24 protein-coding genes are annotated in these 22891 nt (G+C 57.0%); 16 read left to right on the top strand and 8 right to left on the bottom strand.

What is annotated here, in order from left to right; translation table 11 throughout:
* Window positions 1-6 precede the first annotated feature (6 nt).
* On the bottom strand, window positions 7-1050 hold the full coding sequence (locus tag ACW4YW_RS13190; protein WP_309566387.1) for a type IV pilus twitching motility protein PilT: 1044 nt from the start codon (window positions 1048-1050) through the stop codon (window positions 7-9).
* Window positions 1051-1125: 75 nt separating this feature from the next.
* On the opposite strand from ACW4YW_RS13190, the gene ACW4YW_RS13185 reads away from it, so the two are divergent.
* Genes ACW4YW_RS13185 through ACW4YW_RS13175 form a run of 3 tightly spaced genes read left to right on the top strand, consistent with a single transcriptional unit; the run spans window position 1126 to window position 3249 of the window.
* Window positions 1126-1833: a YggS family pyridoxal phosphate-dependent enzyme gene (locus ACW4YW_RS13185; RefSeq protein ID WP_457137974.1), complete on the top strand. Its 708-nt coding sequence runs from the start codon at window positions 1126-1128 to the stop codon at window positions 1831-1833.
* Window positions 1830-2639 (top strand): pyrroline-5-carboxylate reductase, encoded by an 810-nt coding sequence (gene proC, locus ACW4YW_RS13180; protein ID WP_457137973.1) that lies wholly within the window; start codon window positions 1830-1832, stop codon window positions 2637-2639. The genes ACW4YW_RS13185 and proC overlap by 4 nt, the downstream gene beginning before the upstream one ends.
* A gap of 34 nt (window positions 2640-2673) precedes the next feature.
* Window positions 2674-3249 carry a YggT family protein gene (locus ACW4YW_RS13175; RefSeq protein WP_457137972.1) on the top strand — a complete coding sequence of 192 codons (576 nt, stop codon included), beginning with the start codon at window positions 2674-2676 and terminating at the stop codon, window positions 3247-3249.
* A 70-nt stretch (window positions 3250-3319) separates the two neighbouring features.
* Here the strand turns inward: ACW4YW_RS13175 and ACW4YW_RS13170 are convergent, their stop codons facing one another.
* From ACW4YW_RS13170 to ACW4YW_RS13160, 3 genes are all read right to left on the bottom strand, one after another.
* The gene (locus ACW4YW_RS13170) at window positions 3320-4042 is read right to left on the bottom strand and encodes an NADPH-dependent F420 reductase (protein ID WP_457137971.1); all 723 of its coding nucleotides are present in this window, start codon (window positions 4040-4042) and stop codon (window positions 3320-3322) included.
* Window positions 4043-4258: 216 nt separating this feature from the next.
* Complete coding sequence (gene rng / locus ACW4YW_RS13165; protein WP_457137970.1) at window positions 4259-5710, bottom strand: ribonuclease G; 1452 nt, start codon at window positions 5708-5710, stop codon at window positions 4259-4261.
* Window positions 5711-5765: 55 nt separating this feature from the next.
* Window positions 5766-6365 (bottom strand): Maf family protein, encoded by a 600-nt coding sequence (locus tag ACW4YW_RS13160; protein WP_457138002.1) that lies wholly within the window; start codon window positions 6363-6365, stop codon window positions 5766-5768.
* 174 nt (window positions 6366-6539) lie between these two features.
* Between ACW4YW_RS13160 and ACW4YW_RS13155 the strand changes: the two genes are divergently transcribed.
* Together ACW4YW_RS13155 and mnmA are read left to right on the top strand one after the other, a co-directional pair.
* On the top strand, window positions 6540-6983 hold the full coding sequence (locus ACW4YW_RS13155) for an NUDIX hydrolase (RefSeq protein WP_457138001.1): 444 nt from the start codon (window positions 6540-6542) through the stop codon (window positions 6981-6983).
* 30 nt (window positions 6984-7013) lie between these two features.
* A complete protein-coding gene (mnmA, locus tag ACW4YW_RS13150) occupies window positions 7014-8096 on the top strand; it encodes a tRNA 2-thiouridine(34) synthase MnmA (protein ID WP_457137969.1) in 1083 nt (360 codons plus the stop codon).
* Between the two features lie 47 nt (window positions 8097-8143).
* Here the strand turns inward: mnmA and ACW4YW_RS13145 are convergent, their stop codons facing one another.
* Window positions 8144-8755 (bottom strand): glutathione S-transferase family protein, encoded by a 612-nt coding sequence (locus tag ACW4YW_RS13145; protein WP_457137968.1) that lies wholly within the window; start codon window positions 8753-8755, stop codon window positions 8144-8146.
* A gap of 46 nt (window positions 8756-8801) precedes the next feature.
* On the opposite strand from ACW4YW_RS13145, the gene nadC reads away from it, so the two are divergent.
* The 8 genes from nadC (at window position 8802) to ACW4YW_RS13105 (ending at window position 16648) form a co-directional block, all read left to right on the top strand.
* Window positions 8802-9674: a carboxylating nicotinate-nucleotide diphosphorylase gene (gene nadC, locus ACW4YW_RS13140; protein ID WP_457137967.1), complete on the top strand. Its 873-nt coding sequence runs from the start codon at window positions 8802-8804 to the stop codon at window positions 9672-9674.
* A gap of 54 nt (window positions 9675-9728) precedes the next feature.
* On the top strand, window positions 9729-11513 hold the full coding sequence (locus ACW4YW_RS13135; protein WP_457137966.1) for a GspE/PulE family protein: 1785 nt from the start codon (window positions 9729-9731) through the stop codon (window positions 11511-11513).
* Window positions 11514-11673: 160 nt separating this feature from the next.
* The gene (locus ACW4YW_RS13130) at window positions 11674-13380 is read left to right on the top strand and encodes an acetolactate synthase 3 catalytic subunit (protein WP_457137965.1); all 1707 of its coding nucleotides are present in this window, start codon (window positions 11674-11676) and stop codon (window positions 13378-13380) included.
* A gap of 8 nt (window positions 13381-13388) precedes the next feature.
* Window positions 13389-13880 (top strand): acetolactate synthase small subunit, encoded by a 492-nt coding sequence (gene ilvN / locus ACW4YW_RS13125; protein WP_089374550.1) that lies wholly within the window; start codon window positions 13389-13391, stop codon window positions 13878-13880.
* Window positions 13881-13938: 58 nt separating this feature from the next.
* Window positions 13939-14955, top strand: a complete 1017-nt coding sequence (ilvC, locus tag ACW4YW_RS13120) for a ketol-acid reductoisomerase (protein WP_457137964.1) — start codon at window positions 13939-13941, stop codon at window positions 14953-14955.
* An 85-nt stretch (window positions 14956-15040) separates the two neighbouring features.
* On the top strand, window positions 15041-15907 hold the full coding sequence (gene asd, locus ACW4YW_RS13115; RefSeq protein ID WP_457137963.1) for an archaetidylserine decarboxylase: 867 nt from the start codon (window positions 15041-15043) through the stop codon (window positions 15905-15907).
* A gap of 32 nt (window positions 15908-15939) precedes the next feature.
* Window positions 15940-16281 (top strand): hypothetical protein, encoded by a 342-nt coding sequence (locus ACW4YW_RS13110; protein ID WP_457137962.1) that lies wholly within the window; start codon window positions 15940-15942, stop codon window positions 16279-16281.
* Window positions 16274-16648 (top strand): HVO_A0114 family putative DNA-binding protein, encoded by a 375-nt coding sequence (locus ACW4YW_RS13105; protein WP_457137961.1) that lies wholly within the window; start codon window positions 16274-16276, stop codon window positions 16646-16648. The genes ACW4YW_RS13110 and ACW4YW_RS13105 overlap by 8 nt, the downstream gene beginning before the upstream one ends.
* Window positions 16649-16720: 72 nt before the next feature.
* Here the strand turns inward: ACW4YW_RS13105 and ACW4YW_RS13100 are convergent, their stop codons facing one another.
* A complete protein-coding gene (locus ACW4YW_RS13100) occupies window positions 16721-17239 on the bottom strand; it encodes an RNA pyrophosphohydrolase (protein WP_457137960.1) in 519 nt (172 codons plus the stop codon).
* A 221-nt stretch (window positions 17240-17460) separates the two neighbouring features.
* On the opposite strand from ACW4YW_RS13100, the gene ACW4YW_RS13095 reads away from it, so the two are divergent.
* The 3 genes from ACW4YW_RS13095 to ACW4YW_RS13085 all read left to right on the top strand — a co-directional run bounded on the left by ACW4YW_RS13095 (window position 17461) and on the right by ACW4YW_RS13085 (window position 19715).
* Window positions 17461-18423 carry a YncE family protein gene (locus ACW4YW_RS13095; protein WP_457137959.1) on the top strand — a complete coding sequence of 321 codons (963 nt, stop codon included), beginning with the start codon at window positions 17461-17463 and terminating at the stop codon, window positions 18421-18423.
* Between the two features lie 99 nt (window positions 18424-18522).
* Window positions 18523-19053, top strand: a complete 531-nt coding sequence (locus ACW4YW_RS13090; protein ID WP_457137958.1) for an SRPBCC family protein — start codon at window positions 18523-18525, stop codon at window positions 19051-19053.
* Window positions 19054-19280: 227 nt separating this feature from the next.
* Window positions 19281-19715, top strand: coding sequence for a pilin (locus ACW4YW_RS13085; protein ID WP_457137957.1), 435 nt, complete (start codon window positions 19281-19283; stop codon window positions 19713-19715).
* 161 nt (window positions 19716-19876) lie between these two features.
* Here the strand turns inward: ACW4YW_RS13085 and ACW4YW_RS13080 are convergent, their stop codons facing one another.
* Together ACW4YW_RS13080 and ACW4YW_RS13075 are read right to left on the bottom strand one after the other, a co-directional pair.
* A complete protein-coding gene (locus ACW4YW_RS13080; RefSeq protein WP_457137956.1) occupies window positions 19877-20641 on the bottom strand; it encodes a 3',5'-cyclic-nucleotide phosphodiesterase in 765 nt (254 codons plus the stop codon).
* Window positions 20638-22863 carry a CHASE2 domain-containing protein gene (locus ACW4YW_RS13075; RefSeq protein WP_457137955.1) on the bottom strand — a complete coding sequence of 742 codons (2226 nt, stop codon included), beginning with the start codon at window positions 22861-22863 and terminating at the stop codon, window positions 20638-20640. The genes ACW4YW_RS13080 and ACW4YW_RS13075 overlap by 4 nt, the downstream gene beginning before the upstream one ends.
* Between the last annotated feature and the right edge of the window lie 28 nt (window positions 22864-22891).

The following is a 22891-nucleotide window of genomic DNA, read 5'->3' as shown; positions in this document are numbered from 1 at the left end:
TCCCGGTTAGCCGACGAAGGCATCCTTGTTGGCGGCCTTGGTTCTTGCCTCGGCCAGGGAAATCACGTTGCGGCGCACCAGGTCCTGCAGGTTCTGGTCCAGCGTCTGCATACCGACGTTCTGCCCGGTCTGGATTGCGGAATACATCTGCGCGATCTTGTTCTCGCGGATCAGGTTGCGGATCGCGGGCGTGCCGATCATGATCTCGTGCGCCGCCACGCGGCCTTGCTCGTCCTTGGTCTTGCACAGGGTCTGCGAGATCACGGCGCGCAACGATTCCGACAGCATGGAACGCACCATTTCCTTTTCCGCCGCGGGGAACACGTCGACGATACGGTCTATGGTCTTGGCTGCGGAACTGGTATGCAGGGTGCCAAACACCAGGTGGCCGGTCTCAGCGGCGCTGAGTGCGAGGCGGATGGTTTCCAGGTCGCGCATTTCGCCGACCAGAATCACGTCCGGGTCCTCGCGCAGGGCTGAGCGCAAGGCGTTGGCGAAAGACAGGGTATGCGGCCCGACCTCGCGCTGGTTGATCAGGCACTTTTTCGAGGTATGCACGAATTCGATCGGGTCTTCCACAGTGAGGATATGGCCGAACTCGTTTTCATTGATGAAATCGATCATCGCCGCCAGTGTAGTGGATTTACCGGAGCCGGTCGGCCCGGTCACCAGCACGATGCCGCGCGGGTTCTGCGCAATCTCGCGGAAAATAGGCGGACAGCCGAGCTGCTCCATGGTCAGCACCTTGGAGGGAATGGTACGGAACACCGCGCCCGCGCCGCGGTTCTGGTTGAAGGCATTGACGCGGAAGCGCGCGAGGTTGGGAATCTCGAAGGAAAAATCGCACTCCAGCGTTTCTTCGTATACCTTGCGCTGGCCGTCGTTCATGATGTCGTACACCATGTCGTGCACGGCGCTGTGATCCAGCGGCGGCACGTTGATCTTTCGCACGTCGCCATGCACCCGGATCAACGGCGGCATGCCCGCCGAAAGGTGCAAGTCGGAAGCCTTGTTTTTGACCGAGAACGCCAGCAAATCAGAAATATCCAAAACAGGCTCCTGTTATAATTCCGCACCTAGCACGCCGGTACCGGGATGGTTGCAATCATGAAGAATGGACGGATTATGGACACAATTGGCAAGCGCTGGCAAGCAATCAAGGCCCGTATCGGGGCCGCTGCGCTTGACGCCGGACGGACGCCGGATTCCGTCAGCCTGCTCGCGGTGAGCAAGGCGCATCCTGCAAGTGCCATCCGCGAGGCATATGCGCTCGGACAGCGCCAGTTCGGCGAGAACTACCTGCAGGAAGCGCTCGCCAAGCAGGAAGAACTCCAAGGCCTGGATATCGAATGGCACTTCATCGGCCCGATCCAAAGCAACAAGACGCAGCCGATCGCCCGGCATTTCGACTGGGTGCACAGCGTGGACCGCGCCAAGATCGCAGACAGGCTCAATGCCGCCCGCGAGCCTGGGCAAGCGGCGCTGCAAGTCTGCATCCAGGTCAACGTCAGTGGGGAAGACAGCAAGAGCGGCACCAGCGCTGCCGACGCGATTGCGCTGGCGGAGCATATCAGGCAATTGCCCAAGCTGCGCTTGCGCGGACTGATGGCGATTCCAGCCCCCACCCATGACCCGCAGGAGCAACTGTCGCAGTTTCGCGCCGTGCGTGAGATCTACGACAGCCTGCAATCGGCAGGATACGATTTGGATACCTTATCCATGGGCATGTCTGAAGATTTTCCCGCAGCCATTCAAGAGGGTGCGACAATAGTGAGGGTGGGTTCCGCCATTTTCGGGGCCCGGATCAAACCAACCGCAGAACAATCAACATGAAAATCAGCTTTATCGGCGGCGGCAACATGGCGCGCGCCATCATCGGCGGCCTGAAGCAAAAAGGCCACAACATGGCGGCCATCAGTGTCATTGAACTTGACGCTGCGAGGCGGGAGCAGTTGACGGAAGAGTTCGGCATCCACGCCACCGAGCACCTGCCCAGCGTCGCCAATTCCGACATCATCGTACTGGCTGTCAAGCCGCAGCAATTACGCGACCTGGCGATCTTTCTCGCCAGCTTCCTCAACCAGCAGCTCGTCATCTCGATTGCGGCAGGCATCACCTGCGCCGCGCTCAGCCGCTGGCTGAACGGCTACCGCGCCATCGTGCGCGTCATGCCCAATACGCCCGCCCAGATCCAGGCCGGCATATCCGGCCTCTATGCGGCGGATGGCGTCAGCATAGAGCAGCGCGAGCAGGCAGACCTGCTGTTGTCTGCGGCAGGCAGCACATTATGGGTCGATGACGAGGGCAAGATAGATGCGGTGACCGCGATTTCAGGCAGCGGCCCGGCCTATGTGTTCTATTTCATCGAGGCATTGGAACAGGCAGCCCTGGACCTGGGGTTCGCTCCCGACCAGGCACGCGCCTTGAGCCTGCAGACCTTCCTAGGGGCCAGCCGGCTCGCCAGCCAAAGCGATGCGCCCGCCGCAACCCTGCGCGCCCAGGTGACATCCAAGGGCGGCACCACCGAGCGCGCGATCCTCTCCATGGAGCAGGCTGGCATCAAACAAGCCATTATCCAGGCCGCGCAGGCCGCTGCTGAGCGTGCGCGCGAACTGGGCGAACAGCTAGGAAAGGACTAACCATGCTCATCACTATCTCATGCCGGGAGCTTGCATGATCAACAACGCCTTGCAGTTCCTCCTGCATACCATCCTCGGCCTGTTTACCCTAGCCTTGTTGCTGCGCTTTTACCTGCAACTGACCCGCGCGCCTTTCCACAATCCTGTTTCCCAGGCCATGGTCGCCGTCACCAACTTCGCAGTCAGGCCAGTCCGGCGCTTTATTCCGGGCATCGGCGGACTCGACACATCTACCCTGCTGCTGGCATTCATCGCACAATTCCTGCTGCAAGTGGGATCGTTGTGGATACGCGACTTCCCATTGCTCGTGGCGGACAACACCATCTGGATCGCCTTGCTGGGCCTGGCATTTGTCGGCCTGTTGAAGCTCAGCATCTATATCTTCCTTTATGCGGTACTGCTGCAGGCCATTCTCAGCTGGATCAACCCCCACACCATCCTCACGCCGGTGCTGGATGCGCTTACCCGGCCGCTGTTGCGCCCATTGCGCAACCGCATCCCCACGGCCGGCGGTTTCGACCTCAGCCCTTTGGTCGTGTTCATCGCCGCGCAACTAATCCTGATCGTATTCGTCACGCCGATGGAGCAGCAATTGCTGCGCTTGTTCTAAGAGCGTATTCCAAACTGGCTAAGACTCACCACAAACAGCCAGCTGTTTGTGGTCTTCAGTCCTGCAAGGGTCAACGTGCAACGCCGAGCTTTTTTGCCAGTTCGTCAGCCGTCATGATATGCCCGAAGCCATCGGTTCCCATGGCAAACTTTTCCGCATCCGTCAACCTGCCTACGACCAGGGGATCGAAACCGGCTGAGGAGATCAGTGCCTTGGCAACCTCCAGCGCCTGTTGGTCGTCGCCGGCAATCGGGATGGCGATGCGCGGCGTGCGTCCCGCATTGTCGGTGAATACGCGGTTGTTTGCGGCATTGAAGGCGCGCACGATGCGTGCGCCAGGCAAGTATTTGGCCGTGGTCACGCCGATGCCGTTGGCTTGCGTCTCCGGATACAGCGAGCTGCGGTTGGCGTTGCCGGCGTCCAGCACAATCTTGCCCTTGAGCGCTGCGCCGTAGTCGCGGCCGATTTGCGGATAGGCCTCATAAGGCACGGCCAGCAAAATAGCATCGCCGAATGCAATCGCCTCTTCCACAGTGCCTGCACGCGCCTTGGCCCCCAATCTATCGACCAACGATTTCAGGCTTGAAGGATCGCGTGAGGAAAACAGGACTTCGTGACCTGCCTTCACCCATAAAGCACCGACCGCGCCACCCAGATTCCCCGCGCCGATAGTGCCGATTTTCAGGGGCTTCCCTTCAGTTGCAAAAGCGGCATGTCCAACTACGGGCAGAACGGCCAACAGGCCCAGACCTCCTCCAAGCTGCAGAAGCTGTCTTCGGGACATGTTGCGCATGGCATTTCTCCTTGATCAAAACATGGTCCTGTTCGAGTATAAATCCAGAAACAAGACCATGACAAAGCTCAAGGTAAAGCTTATGCAAAAGAATGTAAGCGGAAGTAAGCCAGCATGGGCGCGGATGCCCGTACTAAGAGCCGATTCGCAACGCAGCAGCGGCTGCGCTGCCGGGACAACGTACCTTATGAAAAGATCATGAACAGGCTTCTAAACCTACATCAACACGATATCGTAGGTTTCCTGCGCATAATGCGTTTCCGCCTGCAGGGAAATCGGCTTGCCGATGAAATCAGAGAGATTGGCCAGGCTCTGGGACTCCTCGTCCAGCAGCAGGTCAATCACCTTGGGCGCGGCCAGAATGCGGAACTCGCGGGCGGTGAACTGCTTGGCGTTGCGCAGCAGTTCGCGGAAAATTTCATAGCAGACGGTCTGCGCGGTTTTGACCTCGCCGCGCCCCTTGCAGGCCGGGCAAGGCTCGCACAGGAGGTGCGCCAGGCTTTCGCGCGTGCGCTTGCGCGTCATCTCGACCAGGCCGAGCGTGGAAAACCCGTTCACGCCGGTACGCGCCCTGTCCTTGGCCACGGTCTTTTTCAACTCGGCGAGCACGGCGTTTTGCTGCTCTTCCTCATCCATGTCGATGAAGTCGATGATGATGATGCCGCCGAGGTTGCGCACGCGCAACTGGCGCGCGATGCATTGCGCCGCCTCGAGGTTGGTCTTGAAGATAGTGTCTGACAAGCTACGCCCGGTGACGAAGCCGCCCGTGTTCACGTCCACGGTGGTCAGCGCCTCGGTCTGGTCGAAGATCAGGTAGCCGCCCGACTTGAGCTCCACCTTGCGCGACATGGCCTTGTTGATCTCGTGCTCGACGTTGTACATGTCGAACAACGGGCGCGCGCCTTGGTAATGCTCGATGCGCTTTACCGCCCCTACTGCGTAGTGGCTGGCGAAATCCAGCAGCTTTTGATAGGTCTCGCGCGAATCCACCAGGATGCGCTCCGTTTCGTCATTGACCACGTCGCGCAGCACGCGCATGGGCAAATCCAGGTCCTGGAACACCAATGAACGGTCGGCAGCCCCGTGGCTGGCCGCCTGGATATTGCTCCAGACCTTTTGCAGGTAATCGATATCCGCCAGCAGTTCTTCATCGGTCGCCGCTTCCGACATGGTGCGGATGATGTAGCCGCCCTCGCGCTTTTCCGGCAGCAGGCGCAGCAGGCGCTCGCGCAGCAGTTCGCGCTCGGCCTCGTCCTCGATACGCTGCGATACGCCGATATGCTGCTGTTGCGGCAGATACACGAGAAAGCGGCCAGCAATGCTGATCTGCGTGGTCAGGCGCGCGCCCTTGGTACCGATCGGCTCCTTGATCACCTGCACCATGACGGGCTGGCCTTCGTGCAATACTTCCTGGATGGCTTTTTCCTTCTCCGGGCTACAGCACTCCAGGATATCCGCCACATGCAGGAAGGCGGCACGCTGCAGGCCGATCTCGACGAAAGCGGACTGCATTCCCGGCAATACGCGGCACACCTTGCCGCGATAGATGTTGCCCACCAGCCCCAGCGAGGTGGCGCGCTCTACGTGCAGCTCCTGCAATACCCCCTGATCGACGATCGCGACGCGGGTTTCCTGCGGGGTGACATTGATCAGTATTTCTTCACTCATATTGATTGTTTTTAAATTCTTGATCTCTGGATGTTCAACCTAGGCCGGCTTCAATTCAAACTGCCTGGCCCGGAATGGCAAATCCGCAATTTCTCAGAAGGTTCGCCGTCTCGAACAATGGCAATCCCATCACGCCGGTATAGCTACCCTCAATGCGTTCTATCAATATACCCCCCAGGCCTTGTATGCCGTAAGCGCCAGCCTTGTCCCGCGGCTCCCCGCTGGACACATAGGCAGCAATCAGGTCATGGCTCAATGCCGTCATCTTCACGCGCGTCGTTGACAACGCGACCTCCACGCCACGGCTGCTTGCCAGCGCGACCCCCGTATGCACCTCATGCCAGCGGCCCGACATGGACGCCAACATGGCATAGGCTTCCTGGTCGTTTTCCGGCTTGCCGAGAATGGCGCCATCGACGCATACCGTGGTATCCGCAGCCAGCACCGGCATATCCAGCGTCTGCAAGCTGGCCGCGCCAGCATGGGCTTTTTCGCGCGCGAGACGCAACACGTAATCTGCAGCCGACTCCGCATTATATACAGACTCGTCTATATCGGAAGGGATGACGACAAACTCCACGCCGATTTGCTGCAACAGCTCCGCACGCCGCGGTGAGCGGGAGGCGAGATAAACGCGTATCATCTTGGTGTCCATGGCTGGTAGTAGGTTGATATTGGGCGACGATACTACCCGATAGCCTTCGCCTCCAACAAGAAAGTTGCAGCGGCACGCCGACGGCAATGCTGGCTTCACGATCAATCCCGCTGTAAAATTATGGGTTTACGTTACCTGGCTGCGGATGCGGCCAGTTGCCTGGTGAAGAAGTCCATGATCTGGAAACCCCATACCACTGTCGCTGCCATCGTGGAGCAGGATGGCCGCTTTCTCTTGGTGGAGGAAGAAACCGCGGACGGCATCCGCCTCAACCAGCCCGCCGGGCATGTGGAGAATGGCGAAAGCCTGTTGGAAGCCGTCGTCAGGGAAGCCCGCGAGGAGACCGCCTACCGTTTCACGCCGCAAAGCCTGCTGGGCATCTACCATTGGTGCCATCCGCTCAAGGACATTACCTACCTGCGGTTCGCCTTTATCGGCCATGTTGACGACCATCAGCCCGGCTTGCCCTTGGATGACGGCATCATCCGCGCAATCTGGATGACTCCGGACGAGATCCGCACCAGCCAGGCAAGGCACCGCAGCCCGCAAGTACTTACTTGCGTCGAGCACTACCTGGCGGGGCAGCATTTCCCGCTCAATGTGGTTACCCATTTATAGCGTTGTCATTTAGCAGATAGAACATCCATCATGAAGAAAAAAGTCATCGTCGGCATGTCCGGCGGCGTCGATTCCTCCGTCGCCGCACTACTGCTCAAGGAACAAGGCTACGAAGTCGTCGGCCTGTTCATGAAGAATTGGGAGGATGACGATACCGACGAATACTGCCCGGCCAAGCAGGATCTGATCGATGCGGCGGCAGTCGCCGACAAGCTCGGCATCGAGATCGAGGCGGTGAACTTCAGCAAGGAATACAAGGAGCGAGTGTTTGCCAACTTCCTCGAGGAGTATAGTGCCGGCCGCACGCCCAACCCGGATATCCTCTGCAACTCCGAGATCAAGTTCAAGGCCTTCCTCGACCATGCCATGGCGCTGGGCGGCGACCTCATGGCCACCGGCCATTATGCGCAGGTGCGCGAGAAGAACGGCTTGTTCCAGCTCATGAAGGCGGACGACGGTACCAAGGACCAGAGCTATTTCCTTTACCGCCTCAACCAGGCGCAGCTCTCCAAGACACTGTTCCCGCTAGGTCACCTGCTCAAGCGCGAAATACGCGACATCGCGCGCCGCGCCGGCCTGCCCACCAGCGAAAAGAAGGATTCCACCGGCATCTGCTTCATCGGCGAACGCCCGTTCCAGGAATTCCTCAGCCGCTACCTGCCGCGCGCGCCCGGGGAAATCCAGACGCCGGAAGGCAAGGTCGTCGGCCAGCACAATGGCCTGATGTACTACACCATGGGGCAGCGCCAGGGATTGGGAATCGGCGGTTCGAAGGAAAGCAACGGAGAACCTTGGTTCGTCGCTGGCAAGGACATGCAGCGCAACGTGCTGATCGTGGTACAAGGGCACGGCCACCCCTTGCTGCTCAATGACGGACTGGTCGCAGGCAACCTGCACTGGATTGCGGGAGAAGAGCCGAAAACCCATTGGGTCTATGCCGCCAAGACCCGCTATCGCCAACCCGATGCGCCTTGCGAAATCGACAAGCTGACCGGCGAGAGCGCGGACATCCGCTTCGGCCAGAAGCAATGGGCCATCACGCCGGGTCAATCGGTCGTGGTCTATGAAAGCAACGTCTGCCTGGGCGGCGGCATCATCACCTCAGCCCTTTAACGAGCTCGGCCTCAGGACTGTTTATCTTCGCTTCCCACCGCCTCCGATCAGGTCGCGGCTGGCGCAGTATCCTTGAATGAAGCCCGCTTCATCATCGCCGCATAGTGCTTGGCCAGGCTGGGATACTGCTGCTTCCAGTCCAGATGCTGGTAGCGCAGCTCCAGATAGCCCAGCATGCATCCCACGGCAATGTCAGCAAGGCTGAAGCTTTCATTGACGCACCATTTTTTCTTTTCAAGGTCTTGATCCAGGGTCTTGAGGCCACGCTCCACCTTGCCTAGCTGCTTGGCAATCACTGCCGGGTCCTGCGCCTCTTCCGGGCGGCGTCCCTCGATCACGGCCGCAATGGCCGCATCCGTCACGCCGTCAGCCAGCGCCTCCCAGCGCCGGACAGCAATCTTGGCGGTATGGTCCTGCGGAATCAGGTGCGCCACCGGCGTACGATGATCCAGGTACTCCACGATCACGCGCGAATCATAGAGGCTGTCGCCATCCGGCAGAATCAGCACCGGGATCTTCCCCAACGGATTATGGTCCATGACCGGACAGTCCGGGTCGGCAAGCACAACCTGCACCATGTTCACGTCGATGCGCTTTTCTGCGGCCACCACGCGCACCTTGCGCGCATATGGGCTGGTGTTGGAGTATAGGAGCTTCATCTTGAATAAGACTTAAGAGATGGATGACTGCATTATAATGTAAATCATGGACTCCACATCACAGCAAGCACTGCTCCCCAACGCCCTGCAAAAAGTCATCGAGGCGGATATCCTGCGCGCATTGGAAGAGGATGTCGGCGCTGGCGATATCACTGCCCAGCTGGTGCCCGCAGGCCAATTGGCAACCGCCACTATCCTTTCACGCGAGAATGCCGTGATTTGCGGCATCCCGTGGGCAAGCGCAGCGTTCCGCCACGTATCCAGGGAGATTGCGATCGAATGGCTGGTTCAGGAAGGTGACCAGGTCAAGGCCGGCAGCACGATTTGCACCTTATCCGGCCCCGCCCGCGCCTTGCTGACAGCCGAACGTTGCGCGCTCAACTTCCTGCAGACGCTTTCCGCGACCGCAACCGCCACACGGCAATATGTCGACGCCATCGCCGGGACAAACGCCCATATCCTCGACACGCGCAAGACATTGCCCGGACTGCGCATCGCGCAAAAATACGCCGTGCGCATAGGCGGTGGGCTCAACCAGCGCATCGGGCTTTACGATGGAATATTAATCAAGGAAAACCACATCGCCGCAGCCGGCAGTATCGAGGCAGTGCTAACAAATGCCCGGGCGTTGAATGCTGAGGTGCCGATCCAGATCGAGGTGGAAACCCTCGTACAACTACAGATCGCGCTGAAAGCACATGCCAAACTGATCCTGCTCGACAATTTCGATATCCCGGCACTTGCTGAAGCCGTCAGGATCAACCGCGGACAGGCCACCCTTGAAGCGTCCGGCGGCATCGACATCCACAATGTGCGCGAAATCGCCCTGACGGGGGTCGACCGCATTTCCATCGGCAGCCTGACCAAGCATGTGCACGCGATTGACCTTTCCATGCGCTTCCAGCCGGAAACTATTTGACGAATACGCGCCGTTGCATCGACTTTTGCTGCGCGAATCTTTAGTATTCCTCACATGAGTCAACCTAGCGCCATTTTCCACCCCGCTCCCGGCCGCCTGTCACTGGGCGATACCTTGCGCATGCTGGTCAATGACGGACTGGTACACAAGCTGCAGGCCGAGCAATTGTTCAAGGACCGCAGGTTGGACAGCTCCAACCTGCATCCGCTGATCATCATCAGCGAACAGAAATGGAAAAGCCTGCAGTCCCCGAACAAGCAGCTTTCCCTCGAAATGCTTACCGCCTGGCTGGCGAAACGGGCCAACCTGGAACATTTTCATGTCGACCCGCTCAAGCTGGATTTCAGCGCCGTGGCCCAGGTCATTTCCAAGGCTTATGCCGAGCGCCTCAAGATCATGCCGGTCAAGGTCAGCGGCCAGGAAGCCATCATCGCCACCGCCGAGCCTTTTTTCACCGATTGGATCCCTGACCTCGAACGCATCCTGAAGCTCAGCATCCGGCTGGTCGTCGCCAACCCGCGCGAAATCAGCCGCTACCTGCCGGAAGTCTACAACCTAGCCAACTCCATCAATCTCGCCAACACGGCAAAGGCCGGGCAGGTCATAGGCGTGCAAAACCTGGAACAGCTGGTTGAATTAGGCAAGAACAAGAACCTAGATGCCAACGAGCAGCATGTCGTCAACATCGTCGACTGGCTGTTCAAGTATGCCTTCGAGCAGCGCGCGAGCGACATCCACCTTGAGCCGCGCCGCAACATGGGCATGTTGCGCTTCCGTATCGACGGCGTACTGCACCAGGTGTATCAACTGCCCAGCGCCATCATGAATGCGATCACCAACCGCATCAAATTGCTGGGCCGCATGGACATGGTGGAGAAGCGCCGCCCCCAGGACGGCCGCATCAAGACGCTGACGGACGAGGGCGAGGAAATCGAGCTGCGCCTTTCCACCATGCCCACGGCATTCGGCGAGAAACTGGTGATGCGTATCTTCACGCCGGAAATCCTGGTCAAGGATTTTGTGGAACTAGGGTTTTCCAGCGAGCAGGCGCAAAAATGGACGCAGTGGACGCAAAGCCCGAACGGCATCGTCCTCGTCACCGGCCCGACCGGCTCGGGCAAGACCACTACGCTCTATTCCACCCTCAAGCTGCTCGCGACACCGGAAGTCAACGTCTGCACCGTGGAAGACCCGATCGAGATGGTGGAACCCGCCTTCAACCAGATGCAGGTGCAGCACAACATCGGGCTGACGTTCGCCGACGGCGTACGCACCCTGCTGCGCCAGGACCCGGATATCATCATGGTGGGCGAAATCCGCGACGTGGAAACCGGTGAAATGGCAATCCAAGCCGCATTGACCGGCCACCTGGTGCTCTCGACCCTGCACACCAATGACGCGCCTGCCGCGGTGACCCGCCTGCTGGACCTGGGCATTCCGCCCTACCTGATCCACTCCTCGCTGATCGGCATCATGGCGCAGCGGTTGGTGCGCACCTTGTGCCCGCATTGCAAGACGCCTGCCGAAATCAGCCAGGAGCGATGGAATGACCTGGTGGGCGCATGGAAACTGCCCAAGCCCGCGCAAACCTATGCCGCCAATGGCTGCCTGGAATGCCGCATGACCGGCTATCGCGGCCGCAGCGGTATTTACGAGATGCTGTCGCTGACGCAGGAACTCAAGAAACTCATCACCCACGACGCCGATCTCTCCAGCATCAAGAAGTTGGCTTACCAGCAAGGCATGCAGCCTTTATTGATCAACGGCGCCGAGAAAATTGCCGCTGGCCTGACCACCATAGAAGAACTGCTCAAGGTCGCGCCGCCGCCATTTGAATAACCAACGCAAAGCGCTTCGCAACGGCTCAGGCTGAACTGACCACAAGCCACTTAAAAATCACCGGCTTAAAGCGCTTATTCACTTAATCGACCTTGACCAAACGGGGACAAACCGTTAGTGTTCTAAGTTTCCCAAATTCTCGGCATAACAAGCAATATCTATGGAATTATCTGGCGCAGAAATCGTCATTCGCTGCTTGCAGGAAGAGAACGTCAAATACGTTTTTGGCTATCCTGGCGGCGCAGTGCTCAATATTTACGATGAAATATTCAAACAGGATAAGTTCAAGCATATCCTGGTCCGTCATGAGCAAGCCGCTGTCCATGCAGCAGACGCCTATTCCCGCGCCACGGGTGAAGTCGGGGTCGCCCTGGTGACATCCGGCCCGGGCGCCACTAACGCCATCACCGGCATTGCCACCGCCCACATGGATTCCATTCCCATGGTCGTCATCAGCGGCCAGGCGCCAACGCCGGCCATCGGCCTGGACGCGTTCCAGGAAGTGGACATGATCGGCATCTCGCGCCCCTGTGTGAAGCACAATTTCCTGGTCAAGGATGTCAAAGACATCGCGCCCACCATCAAGAAGGCGTTCTTCATTGCTGCAACCGGACGCCCCGGCCCCGTGGTCGTGGATATTCCCAAGGACATCACCGCGCATCTCGGCCATTACGAATACCCGAAAAGCGTGGAGATGCGTTCCTACACGCCTATCCTCAAGGGACACTCCGGCCAGATCAAGAAAGCCATCAAGCTCATGCTCGAAGCCAAGCGCCCCATGCTGTATACCGGCGGCGGCGTGGTGCTCGGCGATGCCGCGGACCAGCTGATCAAGCTCGCGCACAGGCTGGGCTTCCCTGTGACCAACACCCTGATGGGGTTGGGCGGCTATCCTGCCACTGACAAGCAGTTTGTCGGCATGCTCGGCATGCACGGCACACTGGAAGCCAATATGGCGATGCAGAACTGTGACGTGCTGGTGGCCGTAGGCGCGCGTTTTGACGACCGCGTGATCGGCAACCCGCAGCATTTCTACAATAAGGACCGCACCATCGTCCATATCGATGTCGACCCTTCCTCCATCTCCAAGCGCGTCAAGGTGGACGTACCCATCGTCGGCCATGTGCAGTCCGTGCTCGCCGAGATGAACGAATTGCTGGATGCGGAAACCCGCACGCCGGATGCCGCCGCGCTCAAGGCCTGGTGGACGCAGATCGAGGAATGGCGCGGACGCAACTGTCTCGGCTACAACCGCAACAGCGAGATCATCAAGCCGCAGTTCGTCATCGAGAAACTCTGGGAAGTCACCAAGGGCGAGGCCTACGTGACCTCCGACGTCGGCCAGCACCAGATGTGGGCCGCGCAATACTACAAGTTTGACAAGCCGCGCCGCTGGATCAATTCCGGCGGTCTGGGCACCATGGGCGTCGGCCTGCCTTACGCCATGGGCGTGCAGTTTGCAGACCCTACCGCCAAGGTGGCCTGCGTCACCGGCGAGGGCAGCATCCAGATGAACATCCAGGAGCTGTCCACCTGTAAGCAGTTCCACCTGCCGATCAAGGTGATACTGCTCAACAACCGCTACCTGGGCATGGTGCGTCAATGGCAGCAGTTCTTCTATGAAAACCGCTACTCCGAATCCTATATGGACAGCTTGCCGGATTTCGTCAAGCTCGCGGAGTCCTACGGCCATGTCGGCATGAACATCGAAAAGCCCGCTGACGTTGAAGGCGCCTTGACCGAGGCGTTCAACCTCACCGACAGGTTCGTCTTCATGAACTTCATCACCGACCAGAACGAAAACGTGTTCCCGATGGTGCCGAACGGCAAGGGATTGTCTGAAATCATCCTGGCTGAAGACCTGTAAGAAGAACCATGAAACATATCATCTCAATATTGATGGAAAACGAAGCCGGCGCCCTTTCCCGCGTTGCCGGCCTGTTTTCCGCGCGAGCATACAATATCGAATCCCTGACCGTGGCGCCCACCGAGGATGCCACGCTGTCACGCATGACCATCGTCACCTCCGGATCGGACGAAGTGATCGAGCAGATCATCAAGCAGCTCAACAAGCTGATTGATGTGGTCAAGGTACTGGACCTCAACGATGGCCGCTTTATCGAGCGCGAGCTGATGTTGGTGAAGGTAAAGGCGACCGGGTCGTTCCGCGATGAAATGAAGCGCATGTGCGACATTTTCCGTGGCCGCATCATCGATGTAGCAGACGGCAGCTACACCATCGAACTGACCGGCTCCGGCTCCAAGCTGGATGCCTTCCTGGAAGCGCTGGACAAGGCCGCCATCCTGGAAACCGTGCGCACCGGCGCTTCCGGCATAGGCCGCGGCGACAGGATACTCAAGCTTTAAACACTCAAGCTGCCCGCCACACCGGGCGGCAGAATCCATTTGTATTGAAAGGTAAAAAATGAAAGTCTATTACGACAAGGACGCTGACCTCTCCCTGATCAAGAAGCTGAAGGTGACCATCGTCGGCTACGGCTCCCAAGGCCATGCCCACGCGCAGAACCTGAAGGATTCAGGCGCGACCGTCACCATCGGCGCACGCAAGGACGGCAGCTCTTTTACCAAGGCTGTGAACGCAGGCCATGACGTCAAGGAAATCAAGGATGCAGTGACCGGCGCGGATGTCGTCATGGTCTTGCTGCCTGACGAAACCATGGCAGAAATCTACCACGCGGAAATCGAGCCCAACCTGAAGAAAGGCGCCGCGTTGGCCTTCGCCCACGGCTTCAACGTGCATTACAACCAGATCGTGCCGAGCAAGGACCTGGACGTGATCATGATCGCTCCTAAGGGCCCTGGCCACACCGTGCGTTCCGAATACCTCAAGGGCGGCGGCGTGCCGTCCCTGATCGCGGTTTACCAGGATGCTTCCGGCAAGGCCAAGGACATTGCGCTTTCCTACGCTGCAGCCAACGGCGGCACCAAGGGCGGCGTGATCGAAACCAACTTCCGCGAAGAAACCGAAACCGACTTGTTCGGCGAACAGGCCGTGCTCTGTGGTGGTGCGGTGGAACTGGTCAAGGCAGGCTTCGAGACCCTGGTCGAAGCTGGCTACGCTCCGGAAATGGCCTACTTCGAGTGCCTGCACGAACTCAAGCTGATCGTGGACCTCATGTACGAAGGCGGCATCGCGAACATGAACTACTCCATCTCCAATAACGCAGAATACGGCGAGTACGTCACCGGCCCTCGCGTGATTGCCGACCAGGCCCGCGCCGCGATGAAGGAGTGCCTGACCAACATCCAGAACGGCGATTACGCCAAGCAGTTCATCCTGGAAGGCCGTACCAACTACCCATCCATGACTGCACGCCGCCGCCTCAACGCTGCTCACCCAATCGAGCAAGTCGGTGGTCAACTGCGCGCCATGATGCCTTGGATTGCCAAGAACAAGCTGGTAGACCAGTCCAAGAACTAAGCGATCAAAGTCTACGTTAAAATAGAAAGAGGCTGGACGACGTCCAGCCTCTTTTTTACATCCAGTCTCCTGTTAAGAGGTTTGTGTGTCTAAACCCTGTTCCGTCAAACTGCAATACCTGATTCCCAAAATCGCACTGACCGCCTTGGCAGGCAAACTCGCCCATTTGCGTGCGGGCTGGCTGACCACTGCGGTCATCCGCTGGTTTGCCAAGCGCTACCGGGTCAACATGCTGGAAGCGGTCAATCCCGACATTGCCAGCTATGCCAGCTTCAACGACTTCTTTACCCGGGCATTGAAGCCCGGCGCACGGCCGCTCGCCGATGCAGCGCAAATCTGCCCCGTGGATGGCGCCATCAGCCAGTTCGGGCGCATAGAGAAGGACCAGATTTTCCAGGCCAAGGGCCATCACTACTCGACCACGACCCTATTGGCCGGCAATGCCTCCATGGCACAGCATTATGAAAACGGCTACTTCGCCACCATTTATCTCAGCCCCCGCGACTACCACCGCATCCACATGCCGTGCGACGGCAAGCTGCTTTCCATGACCTATGTTCCCGGGGACCTGTTTTCCGTCAACCCGTTGACTGCCGAGCACGTACCAGGGCTATTTGCTCGCAATGAGCGCGTGGTGTGCGAATTTGCAGATGGCGAAGACAAGTTCGTCTTGGTATTGGTGGGCGCTACCATCGTCGGCAGCATGGCAACCGTATGGCATGGCATCGTCAACCCGCCACGTCCAGGGGAAATCCGAACCTGGCACTATCATGACCAGGACATTCGCTTGAAACAAGGCGAGGAAATGGGACGATTCCTGCTAGGTTCGACTGTGGTACTCCTCTACCCGGAAACAGCACGGCTTAAATTTCAGGCCGGCTGGCACCCATTGATGGCTGTCTCCCTAGGCGAGGCAATGGCACATCACATTGATTTGCCCACACAGATATGATGTAATAACGCACACCTGCCAGGCCATGGTAAATGGTTAAGAAACTTCAAAAGCCTGAGATGTTCTTACTCGAGAAAGAACGCTTTGAACCCAAGCCCAAAGATGGGGGAGGATTACTCAGCTATGAAGTATGGGGCTATAAAACCAGTGGCAAAATTATCGTTTGCAGATATAACATCGCCTATATCAATCACACGATATACAGCCGCGATAATGGCCGCGTATTAGGTTTTGATAATGCTCATGACTATCATCACCGTCATTACATGGGACAAATTGAGCCAGTTGAGTTTGTAAGTTACGAAACAACCGTAGCAAGATTCCAGCAAGAATGGCTGGAAATCGTAAAATCCAAAGGAGTGGATCATGGCTAAAGTGATTGTTCGCACTGATGACAGTGACGGTTTCTTTGCTCGCGCGAAGGATGCTGCGCGCCGTGCCGATCAAGGGCATGAGTTTGATGGCACCGTCACACTCTCGTTTGAAGATCCGCAAGCGATGTTTGCCGTCTTGTCGGAAGCGCGCCGCAAACTGATGTTTGAGATTCTGCATGAACCAAGAACCATCAATGATCTGGCCCATCGCCTGCATCGCAACCGCTGGGCGGTCAGCAAGGACATCAGTTTTCTGGAAAAAACAGGGCTCATCGTGTCGCAACGCCAACCCAATCCGGGACATGGCATGCGAAAAGTTGTGAAATCGATTGCGCCCCGGATTGAGCTAGTAGCTACATTGGGCTGACAATCGCTCTGGCGCCTTGCGGCCAGCATGACCCCACACCGCCTTAGAACAGACTCATCATGAGCTAAGTGATCAGCGTGTGACTTGATCCAAGTGGGCCGTCACGCGCGCGCGTCGGCGATCCGCCAGGTGGGAAGAAAGCTCCTTCAATGCCAGCCGGTACACATCACGCTTGAACTCAATGACGGAGTCCATCGCCACCCAGTAGTCGCTCCAGCGCCAGGCATCAAATTCCGGATGCGTGCTGGCACGCAATGACACGTCGCTATCACGCCCCACCAGCCGGAGCAGGAACCATATCTGTTTTTGGCCCTTGTAGCTGCCACGCCATTCGCGCTTGATCCAGTTGGTAGGCACGTCATAACGCAGCCAATCCCGGGTGCGGCCCAGGATTTTGACATGCTCGGGACGCAGCCCGACCTCCTCCATCAATTCGCGGTACATGGCTTGCTCAGGGCTCTCGCCATATTTGATCCCGCCTTGCGGAAACTGCCAAGAGTGTTCGCGGATGCGCTTACCCCAAAACACCTGATTGCGGGCATTACATAAAATAATGCCGACATTCGGGCGATATCCATCCCGATCTATCATGACAACATACCTCTATAGTTTGTCGTCATTTTTCCATATTTCGCCAGATATTGAAAGCTGAGCAAGTGGCAACGCCACGATCAAAATCCCGGAAAACACAGGAGAAATCCAGCCTTGACGCTGTTTACAAGCCCCCCGTATACTGCTGGGTCAACCTGTAGCAACGTTGACGCGTTACATTATCCAACTGGCAAAACCTGATCGCAAAAACGTAATCGACAGTGAAACACCACATCCGTATCCTCAGCAGCTTTTTGCTTCTTCTGGCATTTGTCTTCCCGGCTCTGGCAGATGAGGCCTATATCACCAACCAGGGTGAAAACACCGTTTCCGTTCTCAGCCTCCACGCTCACAGCATCATCGCCACCATTGCCGTAGGCAAGGCTCCTGTAGGCGTTGCCGCCTCCGCCAGTCTGGGCAAAGTCTATATCAGCAATGTCGATAGCCACTCGGTGTCAGTGATAGACAGCAGAAAACATGAAGTCATCGACACCATCGAGATATCCGGCTCGCCAGTCGGCATTGCCCTCTCGCCGGACAGCAAAACACTCTACGTTGCAGACTGGGGCGATGACCGCGTCCTGGCAATCGATACTGCCGATCCCAGCCAGCGCCGCGAAGTCAGCATCGGCAAAGCGCCTGCGGGGCTCATCGTCAGCCACGACGGCAGCAAGCTTTATGTCGCCAATCGCGACAGCAACGACTTGGCGGTGATCGACACGCAATCCCTCAAAGTGCTGCAACGCATCGCCACCGGCGAGCACCCGTTCGGCATCACCCTCGGGCCGGATGGCAAGCAGGTTTTTGCCGTCAATGTCTATGCCAACAGCCTGTCGGTCATCAATCTGGAAAACCTTGAAACCCGCACCATTGCCGTGGGGGAGCATCCATATTGCGTCACGGTGAGCCCGGACAGCCGATATGCCTATGTCACCAACACCCAGGCGGACACAGTCTCCGTGATCGACCTCGAACAGAACAAGGAAACCGCCAAGATCCGCGTCGGCGGCTTCCCGGAGGGCATCAACTATGATGCCGCCACCAACAAAATTTACGTTGCCAACTGGTTTGACAACTCGGTTTCAGTGATAGACGCCAGCAGCCATAAACATATCCAGGACATTTCCACCGGCAAGCAAAGCCGGGCGTTCGGACAGTTTATACTCAACAAGACGTCGCATTGATTGGGAGCTGATTAGTATGCTGTCCCGCTACAACCTAGCAGCAGGACAGCACATTGACGGTTCCACTTTTATAACTTGCAAAAACATGGAGAAACATAGATGAAGAAAATCCTCGCATTGCTTGCCATCGGCCTGCTGCCGCTCACCGCTGCCGCCCACGGGCCTTCGCCTCAGAAAGTTGAGAAGACTGTCGTCATCGATGCCAGCCCCGACAAAGTCTGGGCTTTGGTCAAGGACTTCGGCAACTGGCAGAAATGGCACCCTGCCGTTGAAAGCACCAAGCTCGACAAGCGCAATGTAGACGGCACGGAAGAAACCGTACGCCTGCTTACCCTCAAAGGCGGCGGCACCATCCTGGAAAACCTCAAGAGCCTGGATGAGGACAGTAAGCAAATGAAGTACGGCATCATCGAAGGCGTGCTGCCAGTTGCCGACTACTACTCCACCATTTCCGTCAAAGCTGTTGACGGCGGCAAGTCCGAAGTCAAATGGATGGGCCGCTTCTACCGCGTGTATAAGCTCAACCCACCTATCCCTCCAGGCCAGGATGACAAGTCCGCCCTGGATGCGGTCAATGGCGTATATGACGCCGGCCTTGCCAACCTGAAGAAAGTAGCCGAAGGCAAGTAAACTTTCTGAGCGAACCTAACAATGCTTGTCACTTAGTGACAAAAATTGTCAGTTAAACGCAAACAAAAAGCGGAGCTATTGCTTCGCTTTTTTATTTTTATGCCAATAAAACCCTTAAAACTCAATAAGAAAACTGTTATCTCGCAAAGCTGGCACAGCCATTGCAATACACCAGGCATGCGGTACTCCTCCAGCCGCAGAAACACTCAACTCAACTAAAGGGGTTCATGATGAAAAAAGTACAACAAGGTTTTACGTTGATCGAATTAATGATTGTTATAGCGATCATTGGTATTTTGGCTGCGGTAGCAATTCCAAATTATCAGAACTACATCAAAAAAGCCGCATATACTGAGATTACTGGCGCAATGGCTCCATTCAAAACAGCAGTAGATATGTGTTTTCAAGATGGCGCAGACTTAACCGCATGTGACGCTGGTTCGGGAGGTGTTCCTGCTGCACCAGCAGCAACAACAACAAAAGCCTTTAATAGCTTGACTGTTGCAGATGGAGTTATTACTGCTACACCAAATGCTTACAAAGGCATTCTTGCGACTGATACTTGCGTATTAACACCTACGGCGGATGGAGCTGCTGGCGAACAACGACTGGTCTGGGCTTACAGTGGCGCCTGCGTGACACAAGGTTTTGTGAAAAACTAAAAACAATACATCCTTAAGGCGTAACTACTGAAGTTGATTGCGTCAAATAAAGCATCTTCCTCCACAGGAGACAACGCCATCACTGGCCTGTCTCCTTTTCTTTTAATCTTCAATCTACCGTCATATGCAGAATGCAGCATCGTCGATAGCAATATGGTCATTCAGAAGCTCAACCATTGCCCTTGTTGCAAGGCCTGCAATAATAGCCCGCGATTCTCTCCTTCAATCTCATGCATAATAAAGGAACCCTCTCCTGGCTTGAGGTGGGTAATCCAGACCTTAGGATTGCTTCTGAGTTGATCCAGCCCATTAAGCAGCAACGCCGGACAATAATGGTGAGAAACCAGCGCCAAGGCGATCTCGGCATTAGTGAATGACACTTCGATGATCAGGTGACGTAAATTGTCTACTTGGTTCAGCACTTGCCAGAACTCGTCGCAACTGGTGGTATCGCCGCTGAATGCAAGACTGCCTGATCCGCTATCCAGCAAATAGCCAACTGCGGGCACACTATGGTTGGCAGGTAGTGCCACAATGCGTCGGCCTGCAATCTCGACCTCGTCTCCCACCGTCATAGGTTCATATTGCAGTAAAGGTTGGTCAGGAGTGGGAATTCGGTTGAAGTCAGGCCAGATTTGCCCATTGAAAATATACGCCTTGAGGCTGGCAATAGTTTCCGGTAACGCATGCACTATCACCGGCCTTTCGCGCTTGCCCAGCACGGCATCCAGCAGCAATGGCAGGAAAGCGACATGGTCGAGGTGTGAGTGAGTCAGGAACACATGATCAATCGTTGACATCTGCTCAAGCGTAAGGTCGCCCACGCCGGTGCCGGCATCCACGAGAATATCCTCATCCACCAGCAAGGATGTCGTGCGCAGGCCTTGGCCTATACCGCCGCTGCAGCCCAATACCTGGACAATCATGCTTCCCCCCGCTTGCTTTCAAAATTGTATACGCCGTCCCAATCCGCTTCTGGCGCATGATGGCTGAAATGACTGATGCGCTCAAGATAAAGCACGTATATCCTGCGCTCGCCATAAGCGGTTTGCAATGCCTTGAAAGCCGTATTGGCTTGTTGCCATTGTTGCTGGCGATAGGCTGCCAACGCCAGTTCGTATTGAGCCAATTCCTGCGCCACATCAGGATCTTCATCCGTGATGGGAGCATAAATCCGTACTGGGGCATCCTTGCCCTTTACACGGATCAGGTCCAACTCGCGATAGGGATATTGCGTCGCGGCTCTAACAGCAAACTCGCTCACGATGACAGGTTCCGCGTAATATTCGCATAAGCTTTCCAAGCGCGCGCCCAGGTTGACCGCATCGCCCAGCACGGTATACGCCATGCGAAATTCTGAGCCCATGTTACCCACCGTCATTTCGCCGCTGTTAAGGCCTATACCTATTTTGAATGTAGGCCAGCCTTTTTCCTGAAAGACTGCATTCACTTTTTCAAGCTCCCGCGCCATGTCCAGCGCCGCGTTGACTGCATTGGCCGCATGCTGTTCGTCATGCAGCGGCGCGCCCCAGAACGCCATGATGGCATCGCCCATATATTTGTCTATGGTACCGCGATGCTGGTGGATGACACGCGTCATCGCTGTCAGATATTCGTTCATGAGCTTAGCCAACGTTTGCGGCTCAAGCGCTTCCGAGATCGTGGTGAAGCCGCGGATATCGCAGAACAGCACCGTCATCTCCCGGCTTTCCCCTTCCAGCCCAAGCTGATGCGGCCGATCCGCCATTTCCGCGACCAGTTCAGGCGGCACGTACTGGCCGAATAAATAAGCCAGGTGCCGTTTGCTGCGCGACTCGATGAAATAGCCGTAGCTCATGTTGAGCACATAGAGTAGCGCCACGAGCAGTAAGGCCGTGGCTAATGGCAGCACGACACCGATCTGCCATGACAGGAGATTGAACAATACCAACAGAGATAATACTGACGTTGCCAGGACAGTGGCAGGCACAGGCCGCACGCGCGGCAGCAGGATGGACAGCCCCATGCCCAGGAACAGCAGCAGCAGGAACTCGGCCCCTAGCGTGTAGGCCGGTTGTTGCCTGACGCTGCCATCGAGAATGCCAGCGATCATGTTGGCATGGATTTCCACGCCGGGGTACACGCTCTGCACAGGCGTCGCGCGCAAATCCATCAGGCCCGGCGCCGTCGTGCCAATCAGTACAATCCGGTTCTGCAGTTGCTGCCGCGGCACCTTGCCGTGTAATACATCGGCAGCTGATACATAGGCGAAGCTCCCTTGCTTGCCACGATAGGGAATCAGCGCATTAAGATTGGCATCGACCGGGATTTTCCGTTGACCTAACGCCAGCCACTCCATGCCAGCATAATGCATGCTGTCGGCAAAGCCGGGAGTCACCTGAACATCTCCCAGCACTTGGCGCGCCACCGCCAACGACAAGGCTTCATACACGCCATCCTGGTATGCCACCAGCAACGGGATGCGGCGGGTAATGCCGTCCTCGTCGGGATCGGGATTGAAATGCCCGGCCGCTTTTGCCTGTTGCTGCAAGACCGGCAGGTTTGCGCCGTACCCGCTGGCCTGCAGATAGGCAATATCGCGCCCGGCCAGCACATCGGCCAGCATCACCGGCGGAGGCAACACGCCAATGTTATGTGACATGCGGGCGTCGTGGCGGAAGTAATATCCCAGCACGACATTGCGTCCTCGCATGCTGTCGGCAAACTGTTGGTCATAATCCAGCCCGGGCGCTACCGCATCAATTAGCTGCGCGATGTCTGGCCGCTGACCAAATTGCGCTTGCCGCATGGCTTGTAGTGCCGCCAGGCCCGAACTTTCGTCCTTTTCGGCAAACACGACATCAAATGCCACCAGCCTGGCCTGGTACTGGTCGAATAGCTTGTCCAGCAATTGCGCCAGCTTATTGCGCCCCCAGGGCCAATGCCCTTCTTGCTGCAGACTGACTTCGTCGATATCGACGATGACGATATGGTCATCCTGCCCTCCCGGTGCGAGCAACTGCAGCCGAGCGTCATAGGCAAAGCGCTCCATCGCCTGTATGAAGCCCAGATTCAAGGCTCCCACGACATGGGCCAGCAACAGGATTGTGACCAGGATACCGAGCAACAGGCGGATGTGGTGATGGGAAAAAAGACGGGAAATACGCATGCAGGAATGAAGTTGTCGGATTATGCCA

The sequence above is a fragment of the Methylobacillus pratensis genome, assembly GCF_054072455.1.
Note: the sequence above shows the minus strand (reverse complement) of the source record. Positions and strands in the feature narration are given on the sequence as shown.

What these genes read in the sequence shown, in the direction of transcription:
- ACW4YW_RS13110 (WP_457137962.1), top strand. Translation starts at nt 15,940, where the DNA reads ATGGTTAAGAAACTTCAAAAGCCTGAGATGTTCTTACTCGAGAAAGAA.
- ACW4YW_RS13105 (WP_457137961.1), top strand. Translation starts at nt 16,274, where the DNA reads ATGGCTAAAGTGATTGTTCGCACTGATGACAGTGACGGTTTCTTTGCT.
- ilvC (WP_457137964.1), top strand. Translation starts at nt 13,939, where the DNA reads ATGAAAGTCTATTACGACAAGGACGCTGACCTCTCCCTGATCAAGAAG.
- ilvN (WP_089374550.1), top strand. Translation starts at nt 13,389, where the DNA reads ATGAAACATATCATCTCAATATTGATGGAAAACGAAGCCGGCGCCCTT.
- rng (WP_457137970.1), bottom strand. Translation starts at nt 5,710, where the DNA reads ATGAGTGAAGAAATACTGATCAATGTCACCCCGCAGGAAACCCGCGTC.
- ACW4YW_RS13160 (WP_457138002.1), bottom strand. Translation starts at nt 6,365, where the DNA reads ATGGACACCAAGATGATACGCGTTTATCTCGCCTCCCGCTCACCGCGG.
- ACW4YW_RS13175 (WP_457137972.1), top strand. Translation starts at nt 2,674, where the DNA reads ATGATCAACAACGCCTTGCAGTTCCTCCTGCATACCATCCTCGGCCTG.
- ACW4YW_RS13130 (WP_457137965.1), top strand. Translation starts at nt 11,674, where the DNA reads ATGGAATTATCTGGCGCAGAAATCGTCATTCGCTGCTTGCAGGAAGAG.
- proC (WP_457137973.1), top strand. Translation starts at nt 1,830, where the DNA reads ATGAAAATCAGCTTTATCGGCGGCGGCAACATGGCGCGCGCCATCATC.
- ACW4YW_RS13145 (WP_457137968.1), bottom strand. Translation starts at nt 8,755, where the DNA reads ATGAAGCTCCTATACTCCAACACCAGCCCATATGCGCGCAAGGTGCGC.
- ACW4YW_RS13170 (WP_457137971.1), bottom strand. Translation starts at nt 4,042, where the DNA reads ATGCGCAACATGTCCCGAAGACAGCTTCTGCAGCTTGGAGGAGGTCTG.
- ACW4YW_RS13090 (WP_457137958.1), top strand. Translation starts at nt 18,523, where the DNA reads ATGAAGAAAATCCTCGCATTGCTTGCCATCGGCCTGCTGCCGCTCACC.
- ACW4YW_RS13080 (WP_457137956.1), bottom strand. Translation starts at nt 20,641, where the DNA reads ATGATTGTCCAGGTATTGGGCTGCAGCGGCGGTATAGGCCAAGGCCTG.
- ACW4YW_RS13185 (WP_457137974.1), top strand. Translation starts at nt 1,126, where the DNA reads ATGGACACAATTGGCAAGCGCTGGCAAGCAATCAAGGCCCGTATCGGG.
- ACW4YW_RS13085 (WP_457137957.1), top strand. Translation starts at nt 19,281, where the DNA reads ATGATGAAAAAAGTACAACAAGGTTTTACGTTGATCGAATTAATGATT.
- ACW4YW_RS13135 (WP_457137966.1), top strand. Translation starts at nt 9,729, where the DNA reads ATGAGTCAACCTAGCGCCATTTTCCACCCCGCTCCCGGCCGCCTGTCA.
- ACW4YW_RS13075 (WP_457137955.1), bottom strand. Translation starts at nt 22,863, where the DNA reads ATGCGTATTTCCCGTCTTTTTTCCCATCACCACATCCGCCTGTTGCTC.
- mnmA (WP_457137969.1), top strand. Translation starts at nt 7,014, where the DNA reads ATGAAGAAAAAAGTCATCGTCGGCATGTCCGGCGGCGTCGATTCCTCC.
- ACW4YW_RS13100 (WP_457137960.1), bottom strand. Translation starts at nt 17,239, where the DNA reads ATGATAGATCGGGATGGATATCGCCCGAATGTCGGCATTATTTTATGT.
- ACW4YW_RS13155 (WP_457138001.1), top strand. Translation starts at nt 6,540, where the DNA reads ATGATCTGGAAACCCCATACCACTGTCGCTGCCATCGTGGAGCAGGAT.
- nadC (WP_457137967.1), top strand. Translation starts at nt 8,802, where the DNA reads ATGGACTCCACATCACAGCAAGCACTGCTCCCCAACGCCCTGCAAAAA.